This window comes from Mesorhizobium sp. RCAM 05104 (genome assembly GCF_059683645.1).
The window spans coordinates 600,506-616,219 of record NZ_CM185033.1 but is presented as its reverse complement, the minus strand read 5'-3'; the positions used below and the strand labels follow the sequence as shown (position 1 = coordinate 616,219).

Sequence of the window (15,714 nt, the reverse complement as noted above, 5' to 3'; positions counted from 1 at the left end):
CCCGAAAACCGGAACCCGCCTGCGGGTGACGCGTTACGTTTCCTTCTGCAAGCAAGGAAACACATCATGGCATCGTTCTCGACCCTCTCGGATATCGATCTGGACAAGCAGGTTGCTGCTCTCTCCAGGGAACTGGCGGCTCTGAAAAAGGCGGTCTCCACGCGAGGCGGCGCCGTCTACGAAGACGGTCGTGATGCCGCGCTCGACACCTATTCCGATCTCGCAGGGCGTTTGCGGGAGGCGATGCCGGCAATCCGCAAGCAGGGCAGGGTGATCGAGAGATCGGCTCGCGACCATCCGGCGGTGGCGGCAGCGGTCGGCCTTGTCGTGGTTGGTCTCGTCGCCAGTCTGCTGTTCAGCAGGCGTTGAGCGGCAAGCCTCGGATCGCCTTCCCGCAGTTCGGGCCCAGGCGCCTTCCCCCGAGGCGTTCACCGGACCCGACGATTAGCGATTTCTGCTGTCGCTCTGGCATCTGGCGCTCAGCGCCTCGGCGTAGAGGCGCACGGCACCGCTGTGCCGCCGGCGCAGGAATGCGGATTGGTCAAGCCGCCAGCATCGCTCGATTTCCCTGACGATCGCCGGGTTGGTCCAGGTGGCATAGCCCGCCGCCGAATAGACGGCGATCTCGCCGGCATAGAGACAGTCGTCGGTGACGAGGAAGTCGACACGGATGTAGTCGAGGTCGCCGGCGATGGCTGGCGCGATCGAGATCGCCTGGCGAACATAATCGATCAGCCGCGCATTGACGGGCAAGGCCTGATCCTCGCGAGGATAGTCGGGATCGCGACCAGGCAGCGGATTGGCTTCGCGATCAAACAGCAGCGAACGACTGGCTTGCGTATCCTCGACCCAGACATGGGATATCACGCCGCTGCAGACATGAACCTTGATGTCGGTGGCGATCGTTCCGCCGCTTAGCGCCAGCCGCTGTTCGACGAAGACGGCCGGAACAATCGGCCAATAGGCCCATTCGCCGTCGCGAACGCCGAAACGCCTCCTCAGCCAGCGGCTGGTGCGATAGACGATGGCGTCGCGATCCGGCAGGCCATCGGCGACGAACATGTTCATCTCGCAGCCATGGTTGACTTTCACCACCACGTCGCCGGCCAGCAATGCCGGTGGGATCGCCGCCGGGTCGCTGCCGGCCCACAGCGTTGCGGGCAGTTTCAGATCCGGGCAGGCATTATGGATATGGGTCTTCGCCGCCAACTTGTCGGTCAGCGTTACGAACAGCGGATTGCGGTCGACGATCTTTCGCCAGAGCAATCGCTCATGGTAGCTCCTGGGTTCCGCCGGGTTTGGCAGGTAACCCAGCCGGCGCACGAAGCGCAAGATCAGAGCCGGATGCCGAAGGGTGAGCCAGAGGCGCGCGGTCGACAGGACAATGCGGCTTGTCCACGAAACATCGGCCTTGGCCGTCATCAGGATACCTGGGCCTCGTTGGCAAAGCCTGATCCGGTGGGAGTGCGCCGGTCAGAAACATCCCTTGCCGTACCGCGATTTGCCTTCGCGTGAAAGGTTGGCCAGCGTCGCCGTGGTGGTTTTTGCGCCGGGATCCTGGAACCAGCACCGCCATTGGGGGGAAATTCGAGGTGCCCGCGTCGCGCTTCGCGTTGCGTTACCACGAGAAGACCAGCCTTGAACAAGAAGCCAAGGCAGGTCTTCTCGTTGGCAGTGCTTAGTAGGCCTTCTTCACGATCTTCTTCACGTGGTGGTGATGATGAACGTGGTGATGGCGGTGGTGGTAGCGATGATGATGGTGGTGACGATGATGCTTTGCCATGGGGGCAGCATCCGCGCTCGTCGCGCCAATCACCGGCGCCGTGAAAGCAAGTGCAACCGCAAGCCCGAGGGCCGAGAGGAGGGACTTCTTCATGGATCGTTTCCTTTTCTAGCAGGCTGACATAGACCGGGGCGACAGCCCGACCGCCGCGAGTGGGATTACGCTCCTGAATTTTTTCGTCAGTATTTCCCGACTGTAGATTTTTGTGTCTGGACTGTTTCTGACGAAACGGGCTTCCACCACCATCATCGACAAAGGCCGAAAGGCCGCGACCTTGCCGCCTGTTTCGCCTACATCGGCGGAACCACACCGTTGTTTCCGACCACGACGCGACCGGCGCTCAGTGTGCCGTCACCGTCACGCTGAGCGACAACGAAGACCGTCGCGCCTGGCTTGAGATCGGTCGGCGTGGCGGTCGCAAAGGTCACGACAGGCGTGTTGTCGGGTATCGAGATCTTCTTTGTCTGCCCATTGTCGTAGGTCAGTGTGACGGCTCGCCCGTTTATATCGGTTACGTCGGCGACGGTGCCGTTGGTCATGCGGCTGTTTGGCTGCAGGTCCCAGGGACGGTCACCCTCGCCAGTGCCTTTCAAAGCGGCTGGAAAGACCACCACCTCCAGGGCGCCGCTGCCGCCATCCGCTTTCGAGACGGATGCGACGCCGAGGAAATCACCCTGCTTGATGTCCTTCACGGATGCGCTGGCGACGCCCGAGATCTTCCAGCCGGCATCAAGCTTGATCGCATCTGTATCGCCCTGGCGGGTTTTCACGGTGAGCAGCGATGACTCGAAGCTGACCACCGTGCCGCGCACCCGCAGCGCGTCCGCCGCTTGAGCGCCGGCCGTACCGGCAACGGTGAGGCTGGAGATGGTGCCGAGCACGACCATGAATGTCTTGAAGTTCATTGCAGAAATCCTTCCGGGAAATAGCTGGCTGGAACCGGATGGTTTTCACGCCAGCGCATCAGAACAACGAACAGGTGGGCCGAAACCACTGGGCAAAAAGGGGCCCGAGCATTCAAAACAACTTGATCGCGGCGTGCGCGCGAGGCGGCCGCGCGGGCGCCTGGTTCACGATACCGTGACGGTCCGATTGGCACTTGGCAAACTGCCGGCGAGCGGGCATCTTCTCGATCGTCTCAGGCAACATCGTCATTTTACCAAACTCTTTCAGCCCACGGAGTTGCCAATGCCCCACAATGCAAGAAGCGAAGCCCTCTCCGAACCGGTAGCCAACGGGATCGGGCCAGATTACAGCACCCTCAAAGCGATCCGGGAGACCCTCGGATACAGCGTGGAAAAACTGTCCCTGACCTGCGGTCTGGCGGCCGACGAGATTGAGGATATCGAGAACGGCAGGGCGGTCGACCCGTCGAAGCTGCGTCGTATTGCGTCCGCGCTTCGACTTCCACAGGACGCTTTCATCGGTTCAGACGTGCGCGCCGCACAAGGTCGATCCCTGGCATAAATCAGCACCAGGCATGCCCACGGAACCCGCCAGGTTATACCCTTGGCGGGTTTGTTTGTTGGAGCAGCAGTGTTCCCGTCGCTGCGGCTTGCCGATTGGTATATCGCCCGTGTTTATGCGGGCGGGCAGATTCACTGTTGCCCATCAAGTCGGCCGTCCAAGTTTGAACCGTGGGTTTTTCGATATGAGCCTGGAATCCGTTCGTGCCTTCTTTGCCGCCCAAGCGCCCGACATCGACGTCATCGTGACGGAGGCGAGTTCGGCGACAGTGGCGCTGGCGGCCGAGGCGCATGGCGTACTGCCGGCGCAGATCGCCAAGACGATCTGCCTTCGCGTTGGCGACCGCACCATGCTCGTCGTCACCAGCGGCATCGCCAGGCTGGACAACCGCAAGTTCAAGGACCAGTTCGGCGGCAAGCCGCGCATGCTGGATGCTGAGGAGGTTGTCGCCGCCACGAGCCATCCTGTCGGCGGTGTCTGCCCGTTCGGCCTGCCAGCGCCGCTGCCGGTCTACTGCGACGTGTCGCTGCGCGGATTCGACGAGGTCGTGCCCGCCGCCGGCGCCACCAACGCCGCCGTGCGACTTGCGCCGCGGAGGATGGTTGAGCTTACCGGGGCTGAGTGGGTCGATGTGTGCCAGGGGTAGGAGCGATAGGTTGAGGGCGGCGCATAGCGCGGGCTCAGACATGGTGTCGCCGCTAACATGATGAACGCGGCTCCCAATGGCGTGGGCGGGATGACCTACAGGTTGCCCCGGCAGAAATTCCTGCGTTTTTTGCCCCGCAGCGGACCTGTTCCGCCAGGCCGGCGCTGCCCTCTCTCCTATATGCGGCGCCGGCCAATTTTTAGTTGTCCGTGGGGGCGCGTGGATTGGAATTTTGACCTATCCTCGAGAGCGATCTAATGCCGAGGCGTCGCAAGGCGCAAACCTCGGCCGTAGAAGCGCCTCGTGGACCTGTGGTCTGGTCATCTGAAATCCAAACTGGAGGGCATATTTTCAATCGCGGCGCTGGTGCTTTCGTGAACGCGCGTTCCGTGGTTTGAAAGGCTGGCAAGATCGATAACCCGAGGTATTATATGCGCGCCGATCGGTGGCGGCGAAGCTTTCGGTTAGAGCGAGATGAGCGCTGAGCAGCAGAAGCATGAGCCGACTGTTGAGCCGATTTTCACGCTTGGCGCGATCTTCGCCTTCTACGTCTTTGTTGAAGGGGTTGTTCGAGCCTACGAGTGGATCACCGGCCACCATCTCGAGATTACAGATAATGACGGTTTGTTGAGAGCCCTCAGCATTGGTGGAAATCTTATCTTCGCCGGGCATTTTCTATTCAGCGCGTGGGAGAGCCGCCGTATCACCGCCTTGGTTGCAGGCCTCGCGCTTCTCGGTGGCGCGGCGTTCGGATTCTACCTTTGGGTCAGCAGCCTGCCCGAACAGGGCAGGAAGTGGCTGAGCATTGTAGAGCAGATGCCCGATGGGACCGTCTTTCCAGATCCTTACGACCACGGCAAATTGAAGCGCAAGGAAAGCTGGGGCATTGTTCCATACAATGGCGCATTCGACACCACCCGTCCCCAACCCTGCATCACGCCGAATGTGCCGGTAGGATGTCAGTTATTTTAGCCTTCCGACGCTGACCATCACCGGAGGCGTCGATGATGCCAGCCTTCGCCCCCGTGTCCGGGACTCCGGGTTCCGAAGCGGGAAATCTGAGCGCCTTCGTTCCGAAAACGAGAAAAGGCGCCTTTCGGCGCCTTCGACAAAACCAGGGACTTCAAGGAACTAATGGTCGGAGTGGCCGGATTCGAACCGACGACCCCTTGACCCCCAGTCAAGTGCGCTACCGGGCTGCGCTACACTCCGGACCGGTCGCGATGTATCGTGATAACCCCGCTCGGGTCAACCGAATTCGGCGACTTTTATCTTGCTGCGATTGCGGGTGAGGGAGAACCCGGCAATGCCGGCCGCAACAGCCGCTGATGCTGGTATTCCAGCGCGATTGCGCCCCAGATCAGCCCGAGCAGCAGATAGACGTGGCGCCAGTGATCGATGTCGATGAAGGTGCCGAGCCCGATATTGCCGATGAAGGCGACATAGGCGCACAGGAGATAGGGCTGCCACGGCCGGTCGCGCAGCAGGATGCGGAAACCGGCCGCTATCGTCCAGGCAACGAGCGTCAGGAACGACACGAACCCGAGCCAGCCATAGTCCATCAGCATCTTCAGCCAGATGTCGTGCGTGTCTTCGCCGAAGATCGTGCCGAAGACCAGCGGGCCGATGCCGAATGGGTGCTCGAGCGCCATCTGGAAGCCGATCGCGTAGCGGGCGAAGCGGCCGAGACGGGCCGTGTCGTAGCTCTGTTCGAGATGGGCGCGGTTGGAAAACATCTCCGCCACGCCCGGCAACTGCAAGATGACGATCATGGCGATGACCAGTAGCGATAGCGCGGCGATCGTCATCACCACGACGCGCAGCCGGAACATGCCGCTGGCGCTCTGCAGGAACAAGCAGCCGGTGAGCAGGATGGCCGAGACAGCGAACATGCCCCAGGCGCCGCGCGAGAAGGAGAAGAAGATGCCGGCGGTGATGATCAGCAGCGGTACCGCCAGCAGCGGCATGCGCGGGATCGGCCCGGTCAAGAGCAGGTAGAGCAGATAGATGCCAGGCAGCACGAGGAACGGCCCGAAGACGTTCGGGTCCTGGAAGGCACCGGCGGCGCGGTCGTATTTGGTGAACATCTCCGCGCCCGGGAAGGCATGGAAATAGCCGGCAATGCCGAGCAGCGACGTGATCACCGCCGACACGACATAGGCAAAGAAGATCAGCCGGTAGAGGCTGGGCTGCACCGCCGTCACCGAGGCGAAGAACACGGCGGTGAAGGCGAGAAACAGAGAAACGGAGAGATAGAGCGGGGTGTTGGCGAGGTCCGACATTTGCGTCATGGCGATCATGCCGCCGATGTTCATCGTCACCAGCAGCACCAGCAGCGGCAGCGCCGCACGCGAAATCCTCAGGCCGAAGAGCGCCCAGATGGCGATCAGCCCCGCCATGTAGAGTTCATAGGGCGCCGGTTCGCTGATGACGAAGCCGGACAGGAATATGCCGAGGAAAACCGCCGCCGATGAGATCAGCGCGATCAGCTTGGCGTTGACAGCGCCCAGTGGCAGCTCGTGGGAAATCGCGCTCAATAAGCGTTTTCCGTGTTCAGCAGCCGGATCGGCGTCAGGAACAGGATTCGCAAGTCGAACAGCAGCGACCAGTTCTCGATGTAATAGAGGTCGTACTCCGTCCGCATGCGGATCTTCTCGTTGGTGTCCATCTCGCCGCGCCAGCCATTGATCTGCGCCCAGCCGGTAACGCCGGGCTTGACCTTATGGCGGGCGAAATAGCCGTCGACCACTTCGTTGTAGAGAAGGTTGTGAGACTGCGCGGCGATGGCGTGCGGGCGCGGGCCGACAAGCGACAGCGAGCCCAGCAGCGAGTTGAAGAATTGCGGCAGCTCATCGATCGAGGTCTTGCGGATGAAGCGGCCGACGCGGGTGACGCGCGGGTCGTTCCTGGTCACCGTCTGCTTGGCGGTCGGGTCCGACCGGTCCGTGTACATCGAGCGGAACTTGTAGACTTCGATGATCTCGTTGTTGAAGCCGTGCCGCTTCTGGTGAAACAGCACGGGTCCCTTGCTGTCGAGCTTGATGGCGATGGCGGTCGCCAGCATCACCGGAGCGAACACGACGATGCCGATGAGGCTGAAGACGATATCGAAGGCACGCTTGGCGACCGAATCCCAGTCGTTGATCGGCTTGTCGAAGATGTCGAGCATCGGCACGGAGCCGATGTAGGAATAGGCGCGTGGACGAAATTGCAGTGCGTTCGAATGTGCCGACAGGCGGATATCGACCGGCAGCACCCACAGCTTCTTCAACAGCTGCAGCACGCGCGATTCGGCCGTCAGCGGCAGCGACACGATCAGCATGTCGATGCGGGCGATGCGGGCGAACTCGATCAGTTCGGAAATGGTGCCGAGCTTTGGATAGCCGGCGACGATGGGTGGTGAGCGCTTGTCGCCGCGATCGTCGAAGATGCCGCAGATACGGATGTCGTTGTAGGGCTGCTTCTCGACGGAGCGGATCAGGATTTCCGCTGCCTTGCCGCCGCCGACGATAACGGCGCGCCGCTCCATGCGGCCGTCGCGCGCCCAGCGCCGGATCAGCTTCGACATCACCAGCCTGAGGCCGAAGATGAGGACGAAACCGACGACGAACCAGGTGCCGAACAGCAGCCGCGAGTAGTCTTCCGACATCTTCATGGCGAAGGCAGTCAACGCCATCAGGGCAAAGGTGCCGGCCCAGACCACCAGGACGCGGCTAAAATTGGCGATCGGCCGCATCAGGGCAAAAACCTGGTAGCAGTCCGTGACATCGAGCAGCACCACGGCAAGGAAAGACGTGGCGGCGATCGCCAGTGGGTACTGCCAGGCGAGATAGTTGAAGAACCCGACGTAATAGAAATAGGAGCAGAGCCCGGACAGGAACAGCAGCCCGAATTCGACCATGCGCAGGACGCCGCTGACCATGATCGGCGACATCGTATCGCGCCTGTACTGTGACGCGACCTGGCGGGCGACATCGTTCATGCCGCCGGGCGTATCGCCGTCGGTCGGGGCGTCGAATTTACGCACCGCCTCTGCTGAAAAGCGGTGCGCGGGGTCGATCTCGTTCATGGGGCTTTTCCGCAAGCTTCCCTGCGGTGAATAGCAAAAGAGAGCTAAGAAACCCTTGAAACAACAGGTGGCTTTGGAATGGCTTGGGGTTTGCGCCCTACTTGTTGAGCGCTGCGAAATAGGCCTTCTCGATCTCGGCGGCCATCACATCGGCGCCGAAGCGCGCCTTGAGGCTGGCCTCATCGGGCATCAGGTTGCGATAGGCGGCGGGGTCGGCCAGCGCCTGGCTCATCTTGGCCGCAAGCTCGATCGGGTCGGGCCGGATCAGGGCAGGGGAGCCGGCGCCGAAAATCTCCGGTATGCCGCCGACCGCCGTGGCGATCATCGGTTTTCCCGCGGCAAGCGCCTCGAGGACGATATAGGGCATGGCTTCTGCGCGCGACGGAACGACCACGAGCGCCGCCAGCGCGAAGGCTTCCCTGGCCGGCATCGGCGGCAGGAAGCGGACATTGCCGTCGAGCCCGAGGCGCTTCACTTGCCCATGGTAACGCGGCAGGTCGTCACCGGCGCCCACCATGACCGCGGTAAGCGCGCGGCCGAGCTGGGGGCCGGCCGCGGCCAGCGCATCGATGAAGATGTCTGGTCCCTTCAGGTCGCGCATCATGCCGATATAGAGAAGATCGGCCCCGTCGGCCCCGGTGATCACCGGCTCGAACTCGGCGGCGCGCAGGCCGTTATAGACCAAGGTGTTCGGGATCGGCGGTTCGCCGACCTTGCGGCGATAGGTTCGTCTTTCGTAGTCGGAAACAAACAGCAGGCAGTCGGTGAAGCGGGCCATGAAGCGCTCGAGCGCGAAGAACAGCTTTCCGGTGGTCGTGTTCTCGTCATAGTGGAGGGAGCCACCATGCGGCGAATAAAGGCGGGCTACGCGAGACCTTGATACCCGCAACAATGAGCCGAACAGACGGGCATAGGCGCCACCCTTGGCGCCGTGCCCGTGCAGCACGTCCGGCCGCAATTCCTTGATGATCCTGTAAGTGCGCCAGGCCGATGTCGCGTCGCCCGGGCCGACATGGCGTTGCATCGGCGTGCGATGGATGCCGAGCGCCAGCATATCGCTCATCTGCTCGAACAGGCGTTCCTCGAATTCTCCACCTGTCGTCGAATCGCAGACGATGCCGACCGAATGCCCGGCGGCGACCTGCGCCTCGGTGAGGTCGCGCACATGCCGGAAAATTCCTCCGACGGGTGAACGAAAGCAATGGACGATCCTGAGTTTATCCGTCACGTGGTGGTTCGTCAGAAGAGACGTTCGCGGACGTAGACGGTATCTCCGGGCAGCAGCGGGTCGGAAGTGACCACGCGGCCGGTCATCACCTTGCCGTTGATGTCGCGGGTGATGTCGACGCTTTCCTGGTTGGCGCGCGGTGTGAAACCGCCGGCAATGGCGATCGCCTTCTGCACCGTCAAGCCGGGGACGTAGGAGTATTGACCGGCAGCGCCCACTTCGCCCATGACGAAGATCGGCCGGTAGCGGTCGATCTCGACCGAGACGTCGGGATCGCGCAGATAGCCTTGTCGCAACTTGTCGGCGATTTCCTTTTCCATCTGCTGTGCGGTGTGGCCGCGGGCCGGTATGGCGCCGACAAGCGGGAAGGAGAGATAGCCGGATTGGTCGACGCTGTAGGTATTGGTAAGCCCATCCTGTTCGAACACGGTGACGCGGACGCGGTCGCCGGCGCCGAGGCGGTAGGGCTGATCGAGCACCTCATGGAAGGCTGCCGGCGTCGGCCGGTAGCTGGAGCAGCCGGCAAGCATCGATACGGCAAGCAGCGCGCGAAAGAGGGAAGCAGTGCTTTTCATGACCGGACACGTACCTTCGACTGGTCGCTGCAGCGTCGCCGCAAGCTCGGGGATCGAGTTCGTTATCATCCTGTTAGGGTTAATGGCCGGTAAAGGAGGCGGCGGATACGTCGGGCGCCGGCAAGAGTTTTTGCGGTCTTTGGCGGTTTTGTTTGTTGCTCTCCAGCAAACCCTAACGGGAGCTTACCGTGATCTTAACGGCTGAGTTACCATAGTTGTTTACGGTGTATTCTGACCCAGTACCGGAGTAGGGATGCATGTCCGTTCAGTCCGCGGCCGCAGATGTCGACGTCGATCTCAGGCAACTCTTCGCCAGCCTGGCGAGGAACTGGCTGCGCATCCTCGTCGTCACGCTGGTAGTGACCGGCGCGGCTTTCGCGTTCGCCTCGATGGCAACCCGGCACTACAAGGCCCAGGCACAAGTGGAGATCATTCCGCGTGAATCGGTCTACACGCGGCCGGCCGGCAACAACGACACCGACAAGCCAATCCTCGATGAGTCGGGCATTGCCACCCAGGTCCAGATAATCTCCTCCAATGACATCCTCAAGCAGGTGGCGCAGAAGCTCGATCTGGCGAAACTGCCGGAATTCGACGAAGCAGCCGGCATGTCATCGTTGAGTCGCCTGCTGGTTCTGGTCGGGGTGAAGAGCGACCCGATGGACGTACCGGTCGACGAGCGCGTGCTAAAGAAGATGCGTGAGAAGCTCAACGTCTATGGCGTTGAAAAAACCCGCATCATCGCCATCGAGTTTTCTTCGCTGGATCCGACGCTTGCAGCGGCGATCCCTGACGCCATCGCCGCTGCCTATATCGCCGGGCAAGGGACAGCCAAGCTCGAATCCAATGCCGCGGCCGCTGACTTTCTGGCGCCGGAGATCGCCGACCTGCAGCAGCAGGTCAAGGCTGCCGAGGCCAAGGTCGCGACCTACCGCGCCCAGTCCGATCTTCTGATGGGCGGCAACAACTCGGTGCTGGCCACGCAGCAGCTTGCGGAGCTGTCGAGCGAACTGTCGAAAGTGCGTGGCAACCGCGCCTCGGCGGAAGCGACCGCGGACAACGTGCGCAAGGTGCTGCGAAATGGCGGTTCGCTGGATACGGTGCCGGAAGTCCTGGCGTCAGACCTGATCCAGCGTCTGCGTGAGCGACAGGTCGAATTGCGCTCCAACATCGCCGACCTTTCCACGACCCTGCTCGGCAATCATCCACGCATTCGCGCGCTGAAATCGCAACTGGCCGATCTCGATGCACAGATACGCAGTGAAGCCGAGAAGATCATAAAGGGCCTGACGGCGCAGGCCGATACGGCCAAGGCGCGCGAGAGCCAGCTTGTCGCCGATGTCAACACGCTGAAGGCGGCTTCGGCGCGCGCCGGCGAACAGCAGGTCGATCTCGACGCACTGCAGCGCGATGCTGCTGCCAAGCGCCAGCAGCTTGAGCTCTACCTGACCAATTACCGCGAGGCGGCTTCGCGCCAGGATCGCAAGTATCTGCCCGTCGACGCCCGGATCTCCTCAAAGGCCTCGGTGCCGTCCGAGCCCTATTTCCCGAAGGTCCTGCCGATCGTCGGCGCCGCTTTCGTCGCATCACTGCTGATCATGGCCATTGTGACGCTTCTGCAGGAGCTGTTTTCAGGCCGCGCGATGCGACCGGCGGCGGGTGCCCGCTTCGAGCCGATCGATGAGGTCGAGATGCCGGTTGTCCGCCAGGAGCCTGCCGCCCTCCAGGAGATGGGGGAGTATCCGGCTGAAGCGGTGGTCGAGCCCGACAAGGCCCCGCTGTCCGATACGACTTCAATGCCCGACACCGTCGTGCCCGATGCGGCCGAGGCGCCTGCCATGGTTGCGGTGCCCGAGGCGGTGCCAGCCGAGCGCACCACTGCCGAGGCCGAACCGGCACGTTCCCGCCTGGGTGAGATCGACATCGAAAAGGCGGCTGAGAAACTGATCGCAAGCGGGGCCGCGCGCGCCATATTCGTTTCTCCGGAGGGCGATGAGGCAGCCGCATCGGCGGTCCTTGTGGCGCGCGAGGTCTCGGACGCCGGCCTGCGCGTCTTGTTGCTGGACCTGACCGCGTCGGGGGCTGCCTCGCGGCCGATGCTGGACAGTGGTCTTTTCCCCGGCATCACCAACCTGCTTGCTTCGGAAGCGCAGTTCAGCGACGTCATCCATGCCGATCTCTACTCGGACTGCCACGTCATTCCCGTCGGCACCGCCGATCCGGTCCGTGCCATGCGCGCCGCCGATCGGCTGCCGATCATCATGCAGTCGCTGACCACCGCCTATGATCTGGTCGTTGTCGAATGCGGACCGGCCGATGCGCAAGGCATCGGCCGTCTGACCGGCGATGCCACCGAGGTCTTTCTCTCGATGCTGGAACCGGACGACGAGGTGGCACAGGCCGCGGTCAAGCTGATCGAAAACGGCTATCCCGACCTGACATTGGTGACGCCGCTCGGCCACGAGCCGCCCGGCAATCCGGTGCCGGGACGGCGCTCCGCCGCGTAAAGGAGCCGTAGACCGCCCGCTGAAGCCGGAAGTCCAGTCCTATCCCAGTTCCAGGGTCGTCACGCCGAATATCCGCTGCTGGCCGAGCTTCGGGGACGGACCCTTGTACATGCGGGTGGTGGTGAAGGTGGGTGAAAAGCCTGCCGCATCGAGCGCGGCGATGAAGTCCACCTTGGCGGCGGGAACGTCGATGTGGAGGTCGTCGCCCTCGCACGCACCCGCCAGCCCTTCCAGCAGGTGCAGCGCGACGCCGATGTCGTCGGCAAACAGCGGGCCGATCTTGAAGCCATCGCGGCACGAGCGCGCCACGGCATAGCCGGTCGTTCCAAGAGATGTGATAACCGCCAGCGCGTGGTGGGGCGGCTGCAGCCATCGCCGCAGGAAGGCGCGTCGGGGTGCGGGAAAGCAGTGGGCATCATAGGCGATGATGTCGGGCACGAGTTCGGTCTTCACCGTCCTAAGTCCGTCGGCCTTGACCGGCGGCCCCGCCTTGCGGCCGCTGTAGCGGATGGTCTCATAGGCCGGGCTGAAGCCCTTGCGCCGGTAATTGGCCTGCTGCTCGGCCACACCGTCGAGGCCGACGGTGCGACCGGCAAGTCTCTTCATGCCAGCGTTCCAGACCGCCTTGCCGAAGCCTTTGCCGCGCTTGTCCGGCCGGCAGATATAGAGGCCGATGAAGCCGAATTCGCGGCCATAGGCCACCGCCGAGATCGCCGCGACCATTTCGTTGCCGACGAAGGCACCGATGAAGCCTTCTGGGTCCGCGGCCTGGAACATCGCCGCGTCTTCGAGACCAGGGTTCCAGCCTTCCGCCGCCGCCCAGTCGACAAGGACCGTCAGCTCCTGCAGCGACAGCGTGCGGATGGTTGGCTTCATTGCGCTCACTCCGCTGCGACGGCTCCGGGTGAGAAGGATTTCAGCACACCACGATAGGGCTTGGCCAGCGGGCTGGCATAGGCGCCGCGCTTCGATGTCGACAGGCCGAGTGCGATCAGCGCCTCGGCCTGCTTCAGCGCCGCGCCGACGCCGTCGATGACCGGCAGTTCGAACTCCGCCTGCAGCCGGTGCGCGAGATCGGCCATGCCGGCGCAGCCAAGCACGATGGCTTCGGCGCGGTCCTCGTCGATGGCCCGGGCGATTTCGTCGCGCAGCTTCCCGACCGCGCCCGATGCCGGGTCTTCAAGCGCAAGCACCGGAATGTCGGCGGCGCGCACGCGCGCCCGTCCCGCCATGCCGTAGCGCTGCACCAGCGCCTCGACCGGCACGCGCGAGCGGTCGGTGGTGGTGACGACGCTGAAGCGCTGGGCGATGAAGGACGCCATGCTGAGGGCCGCCTCGCAGATTCCAATGACGGGAATCGCGGCCATGGCGCGCGCCGCATCGAGGCCGGTATCGTCGAAGCAGGCGATGATGGCCGCCTGCGCGCCGCTCCGCTCACCGGCGGCGATTTCCATCAGCAGGCCAGGCACGGCGAGCGCCTCGTCATAATAGCCTTCGATCGAGGCCGGCCCCATCGATGAGGTCACGGCGACGACCTCGGTCCAGGCGCCGGCAGCTGCGCGCGCCGCCGCCGCGATGGTCTCGGTCATGCTGGCCGTCGTGTTGGGGTTCACCACCAGTATCCGCACGATCAAGCTCTCGCCCGGCGGCGGCCGACATAGAGGATGGCGCCCAGCGTCGCCAGGATCACCAGGAAGGAAAACACCGTCGTCACCGTGCCCAGCGCATAGAGCACCGGCGTCGTCACATTGGTCGTCATGCCGTAGATTTCCAGCGGCAGCGTGTTGAAGGTGCCCGACGTCATCAGCGTGCGGGCGAATTCATCGTAGGACAAGGTGAAGCCGAACAGGCCGACGCCGATCAGGCTCGGCGCGATCATCGGCAGCACGACATGAATGAAGGTCTGCCAGGAGGTGGCGCCCAGATCGCGCGCGGCTTCCTCATAGGCAGGCGAGAAGCGGTTGAAGACGGCGAACATGATCAGCACGCCGAAGGGCAACGTCCAGGTCAGATGCGCGCCCAAGGCCGATGTGTACCAGGCCGGGCGAAAGCCGATCTGCTGGAAGACGACGCCGATGCCGAGCGAAATGATGATCGAAGGGACGACGAGGCTGGCGACCGCCAGGTAGAACAGGGCTGTGGCGCCGCGGAATTTCCGGCGGAAGGCGAGGCCGGCGAGCAGCGACACCACGACGGTGACGATCATCACCATGACGCCCAGCACCAGCGAGCGCCTGAAGCTGCCGCCGAAATCGCCGACCGCCTGGCGTTCGAACAGATTGGCGAACCAGTGCAGCGAGACACCATTGAGCGGAAACGTCAGCCCGCCCTCGGGCCCCTGGAAGGACAGGATCAGGATCGCCGACAGCGGGCCATAAAGGAACAGCACGAAGAGCGTGAAGAACACGGCCAGCACGTAGAATTCGAAGCTGCGTTTCTCGTGGCTCACGTCACAGTTCTTTCCTGATATCGACGATGCGCAGGATGCCGGCAACCATCAAAAGCACCAGCACCAGCAGCACGACGGCGTTGGCGGCCGCCGCCGGATATTGCAGCAGCGACATCTGGTTTTTCATCATCAGCGCCACCGACGCGCTCTGCCCGCCCGACATCACCTGCACGGTGGAGAAATCGGCCATCACCAGGGTGACGACGAAGATGGTGCCGATCGCCATGCCTGGCTTGGCCAGCGGAATGATGACGTTCCACAGCACTTGCCAGCCCGAAGCGCCGGCGTCGCGGGCGGCCTCGACCAGCGAGCGGTCGATGCGCATCAGCGTGTTGAAGATCGGCGTCACCATGAACAGCGTGTAGAGATGCACCATGGCCAGCACGACGGCGAATTCGGAATAGAGCAGCCATTCGATGGGCTTGGGCACGATGCCCAGATGCACCAGCGTCGAGTTGATCAGCCCGTTGCGGCCGAGCACCGGGATCCACGAGATCATGCGGATGATGTTGGAAGTCAGGAACGGCACGGTGCAGACCAGGAACAGCACCATCTGCATGGCCGTGGTGCGGATGTGGAAGGCGAGGAAATAGGCGACCCAGAAGCCGATGAACAAGGTCAGCGCCCAGACAATGGCCGCGAATTTGATGGTGTTGAGATAGGTCTTCCAGGTGACCCAGGAGCCCAGCACGTCGGAATAGTTGGTGGTCAGGAAATCCGGGTACATGGCGGCGAAGTCGTAATCCCAGAAAGAGACGACGACGATCATGATGATCGGCAGCAGCAGGAACGCACCGAGGATCAGCGCCAGCGGCGCCGATTGCAGATAGGGCGTGACGGCGCCGAGCGAGAAGCGGCGGCGCCTGGCGGGTTTCGCGGCGGCGATTGCGGGACGTTCGAGCGCGACTGTCATGCAAAACGCTCCTGGTGCAATTTCGCCAAAGAATGCCTTGCGAGGTAGCGATCCTTCCCACCCCCTCTGTCCTGCCG

At 62.9% G+C, this 15,714-nt stretch carries 16 protein-coding genes and 1 tRNA gene; 5 read left to right on the top strand and 12 right to left on the bottom strand.

What is annotated here, in order from left to right; all coding sequences use genetic code 11:
- The first annotated feature begins 66 nt into the window (after window positions 1-66).
- Window positions 67-369 carry an MDR/zinc-dependent alcohol dehydrogenase-like family protein gene (locus AC56QP_RS03410; protein WP_489860935.1) on the top strand — a complete coding sequence of 101 codons (303 nt, stop codon included), beginning with the start codon at window positions 67-69 and terminating at the stop codon, window positions 367-369.
- Between the two features lie 75 nt (window positions 370-444).
- Here AC56QP_RS03410 and AC56QP_RS03405 read toward each other — a convergent pair whose 3' ends face one another.
- The 3 genes from AC56QP_RS03405 to AC56QP_RS03395 all read right to left on the bottom strand — a co-directional run bounded on the left by AC56QP_RS03405 (window position 445) and on the right by AC56QP_RS03395 (window position 2,688).
- The gene (locus AC56QP_RS03405) at window positions 445-1,422 is read right to left on the bottom strand and encodes an ATP-grasp fold amidoligase family protein (protein WP_489860936.1); all 978 of its coding nucleotides are present in this window, start codon (window positions 1,420-1,422) and stop codon (window positions 445-447) included.
- 256 nt (window positions 1,423-1,678) lie between these two features.
- A complete protein-coding gene (locus AC56QP_RS03400) occupies window positions 1,679-1,876 on the bottom strand; it encodes a hypothetical protein (protein WP_256750795.1) in 198 nt (65 codons plus the stop codon).
- Window positions 1,877-2,073: 197 nt separating this feature from the next.
- Window positions 2,074-2,688, bottom strand: a complete 615-nt coding sequence (locus tag AC56QP_RS03395; RefSeq protein WP_489860937.1) for a hypothetical protein — start codon at window positions 2,686-2,688, stop codon at window positions 2,074-2,076.
- Here AC56QP_RS03395 and AC56QP_RS03390 point away from each other — a divergent pair.
- The 3 genes from AC56QP_RS03390 (at window position 2,669) to AC56QP_RS03380 (ending at window position 4,868) form a co-directional block, all read left to right on the top strand.
- Window positions 2,669-3,250, top strand: a complete 582-nt coding sequence (locus AC56QP_RS03390) for a helix-turn-helix domain-containing protein (protein WP_489860938.1) — start codon at window positions 2,669-2,671, stop codon at window positions 3,248-3,250. The two genes, AC56QP_RS03395 and AC56QP_RS03390, sit on opposite strands and share 20 nt — an antisense overlap.
- A 184-nt stretch (window positions 3,251-3,434) precedes the next feature.
- Window positions 3,435-3,896, top strand: coding sequence for a YbaK/EbsC family protein (locus AC56QP_RS03385; protein ID WP_489860939.1), 462 nt, complete (start codon window positions 3,435-3,437; stop codon window positions 3,894-3,896).
- Window positions 3,897-4,370: 474 nt separating this feature from the next.
- Window positions 4,371-4,868: a hypothetical protein gene (locus tag AC56QP_RS03380; RefSeq protein ID WP_489860940.1), complete on the top strand. Its 498-nt coding sequence runs from the start codon at window positions 4,371-4,373 to the stop codon at window positions 4,866-4,868.
- Window positions 4,869-5,031: 163 nt separating this feature from the next.
- Here the strand turns inward: AC56QP_RS03380 and AC56QP_RS03375 are convergent.
- From AC56QP_RS03375 to AC56QP_RS03355, 5 genes are all read right to left on the bottom strand, one after another.
- Window positions 5,032-5,108: transfer RNA gene (locus AC56QP_RS03375), tRNA-Pro, on the bottom strand.
- A 56-nt stretch (window positions 5,109-5,164) separates the two neighbouring features.
- Window positions 5,165-6,433: an O-antigen ligase family protein gene (locus tag AC56QP_RS03370; RefSeq protein ID WP_489860941.1), complete on the bottom strand. Its 1,269-nt coding sequence runs from the start codon at window positions 6,431-6,433 to the stop codon at window positions 5,165-5,167.
- Window positions 6,430-7,965, bottom strand: a complete 1,536-nt coding sequence (locus AC56QP_RS03365; protein ID WP_489860942.1) for an undecaprenyl-phosphate glucose phosphotransferase — start codon at window positions 7,963-7,965, stop codon at window positions 6,430-6,432. The genes AC56QP_RS03370 and AC56QP_RS03365 overlap by 4 nt, the downstream gene beginning before the upstream one ends.
- A gap of 97 nt (window positions 7,966-8,062) precedes the next feature.
- Window positions 8,063-9,193: a glycosyltransferase family 4 protein gene (locus AC56QP_RS03360; RefSeq protein WP_489860943.1), complete on the bottom strand. Its 1,131-nt coding sequence runs from the start codon at window positions 9,191-9,193 to the stop codon at window positions 8,063-8,065.
- Between the two features lie 11 nt (window positions 9,194-9,204).
- Window positions 9,205-9,768 carry a polysaccharide biosynthesis/export family protein gene (locus AC56QP_RS03355; protein ID WP_013532220.1) on the bottom strand — a complete coding sequence of 188 codons (564 nt, stop codon included), beginning with the start codon at window positions 9,766-9,768 and terminating at the stop codon, window positions 9,205-9,207.
- Window positions 9,769-10,025: 257 nt separating this feature from the next.
- On the opposite strand from AC56QP_RS03355, the gene AC56QP_RS03350 reads away from it, so the two are divergent.
- Window positions 10,026-12,275, top strand: coding sequence for a GumC family protein (locus tag AC56QP_RS03350; RefSeq protein WP_489860944.1), 2,250 nt, complete (start codon window positions 10,026-10,028; stop codon window positions 12,273-12,275).
- 39 nt (window positions 12,276-12,314) lie between these two features.
- Here the strand turns inward: AC56QP_RS03350 and AC56QP_RS03345 are convergent, their stop codons facing one another.
- Genes AC56QP_RS03345 through AC56QP_RS03330 form a run of 4 tightly spaced genes read right to left on the bottom strand, consistent with a single transcriptional unit; the run spans window position 12,315 to window position 15,637 of the window.
- A complete protein-coding gene (locus AC56QP_RS03345; protein ID WP_489860945.1) occupies window positions 12,315-13,151 on the bottom strand; it encodes a GNAT family N-acetyltransferase in 837 nt (278 codons plus the stop codon).
- 5 nt (window positions 13,152-13,156) lie between these two features.
- Window positions 13,157-13,903, bottom strand: a complete 747-nt coding sequence (locus AC56QP_RS03340; RefSeq protein WP_489863699.1) for an aspartate/glutamate racemase family protein — start codon at window positions 13,901-13,903, stop codon at window positions 13,157-13,159.
- Between the two features lie 2 nt (window positions 13,904-13,905).
- Window positions 13,906-14,724, bottom strand: a complete 819-nt coding sequence (locus AC56QP_RS03335; protein WP_489860946.1) for an ABC transporter permease — start codon at window positions 14,722-14,724, stop codon at window positions 13,906-13,908.
- A 1-nt stretch (window position 14,725) separates the two neighbouring features.
- The gene (locus tag AC56QP_RS03330) at window positions 14,726-15,637 is read right to left on the bottom strand and encodes an ABC transporter permease (protein ID WP_256750808.1); all 912 of its coding nucleotides are present in this window, start codon (window positions 15,635-15,637) and stop codon (window positions 14,726-14,728) included.
- Window positions 15,638-15,714: the final 77 nt, after the last annotated feature.

Coding starts and splice junctions, on each gene's coding strand:
- AC56QP_RS03345 (WP_489860945.1), bottom strand. CDS start 13,151: ATGAAGCCAACCATCCGCACGCTGTCGCTGCAGGAGCTGACGGTCCTT.
- AC56QP_RS03330 (WP_256750808.1), bottom strand. CDS start 15,637: ATGACAGTCGCGCTCGAACGTCCCGCAATCGCCGCCGCGAAACCCGCC.
- AC56QP_RS03365 (WP_489860942.1), bottom strand. CDS start 7,965: ATGAACGAGATCGACCCCGCGCACCGCTTTTCAGCAGAGGCGGTGCGT.
- AC56QP_RS03355 (WP_013532220.1), bottom strand. CDS start 9,768: ATGAAAAGCACTGCTTCCCTCTTTCGCGCGCTGCTTGCCGTATCGATG.
- AC56QP_RS03410 (WP_489860935.1), top strand. CDS start 67: ATGGCATCGTTCTCGACCCTCTCGGATATCGATCTGGACAAGCAGGTT.
- AC56QP_RS03395 (WP_489860937.1), bottom strand. CDS start 2,688: ATGAACTTCAAGACATTCATGGTCGTGCTCGGCACCATCTCCAGCCTC.
- AC56QP_RS03405 (WP_489860936.1), bottom strand. CDS start 1,422: ATGACGGCCAAGGCCGATGTTTCGTGGACAAGCCGCATTGTCCTGTCG.
- AC56QP_RS03385 (WP_489860939.1), top strand. CDS start 3,435: ATGAGCCTGGAATCCGTTCGTGCCTTCTTTGCCGCCCAAGCGCCCGAC.
- AC56QP_RS03400 (WP_256750795.1), bottom strand. CDS start 1,876: ATGAAGAAGTCCCTCCTCTCGGCCCTCGGGCTTGCGGTTGCACTTGCT.
- AC56QP_RS03380 (WP_489860940.1), top strand. CDS start 4,371: ATGAGCGCTGAGCAGCAGAAGCATGAGCCGACTGTTGAGCCGATTTTC.
- AC56QP_RS03390 (WP_489860938.1), top strand. CDS start 2,669: ATGAATGTCTTGAAGTTCATTGCAGAAATCCTTCCGGGAAATAGCTGG.
- AC56QP_RS03350 (WP_489860944.1), top strand. CDS start 10,026: ATGTCCGTTCAGTCCGCGGCCGCAGATGTCGACGTCGATCTCAGGCAA.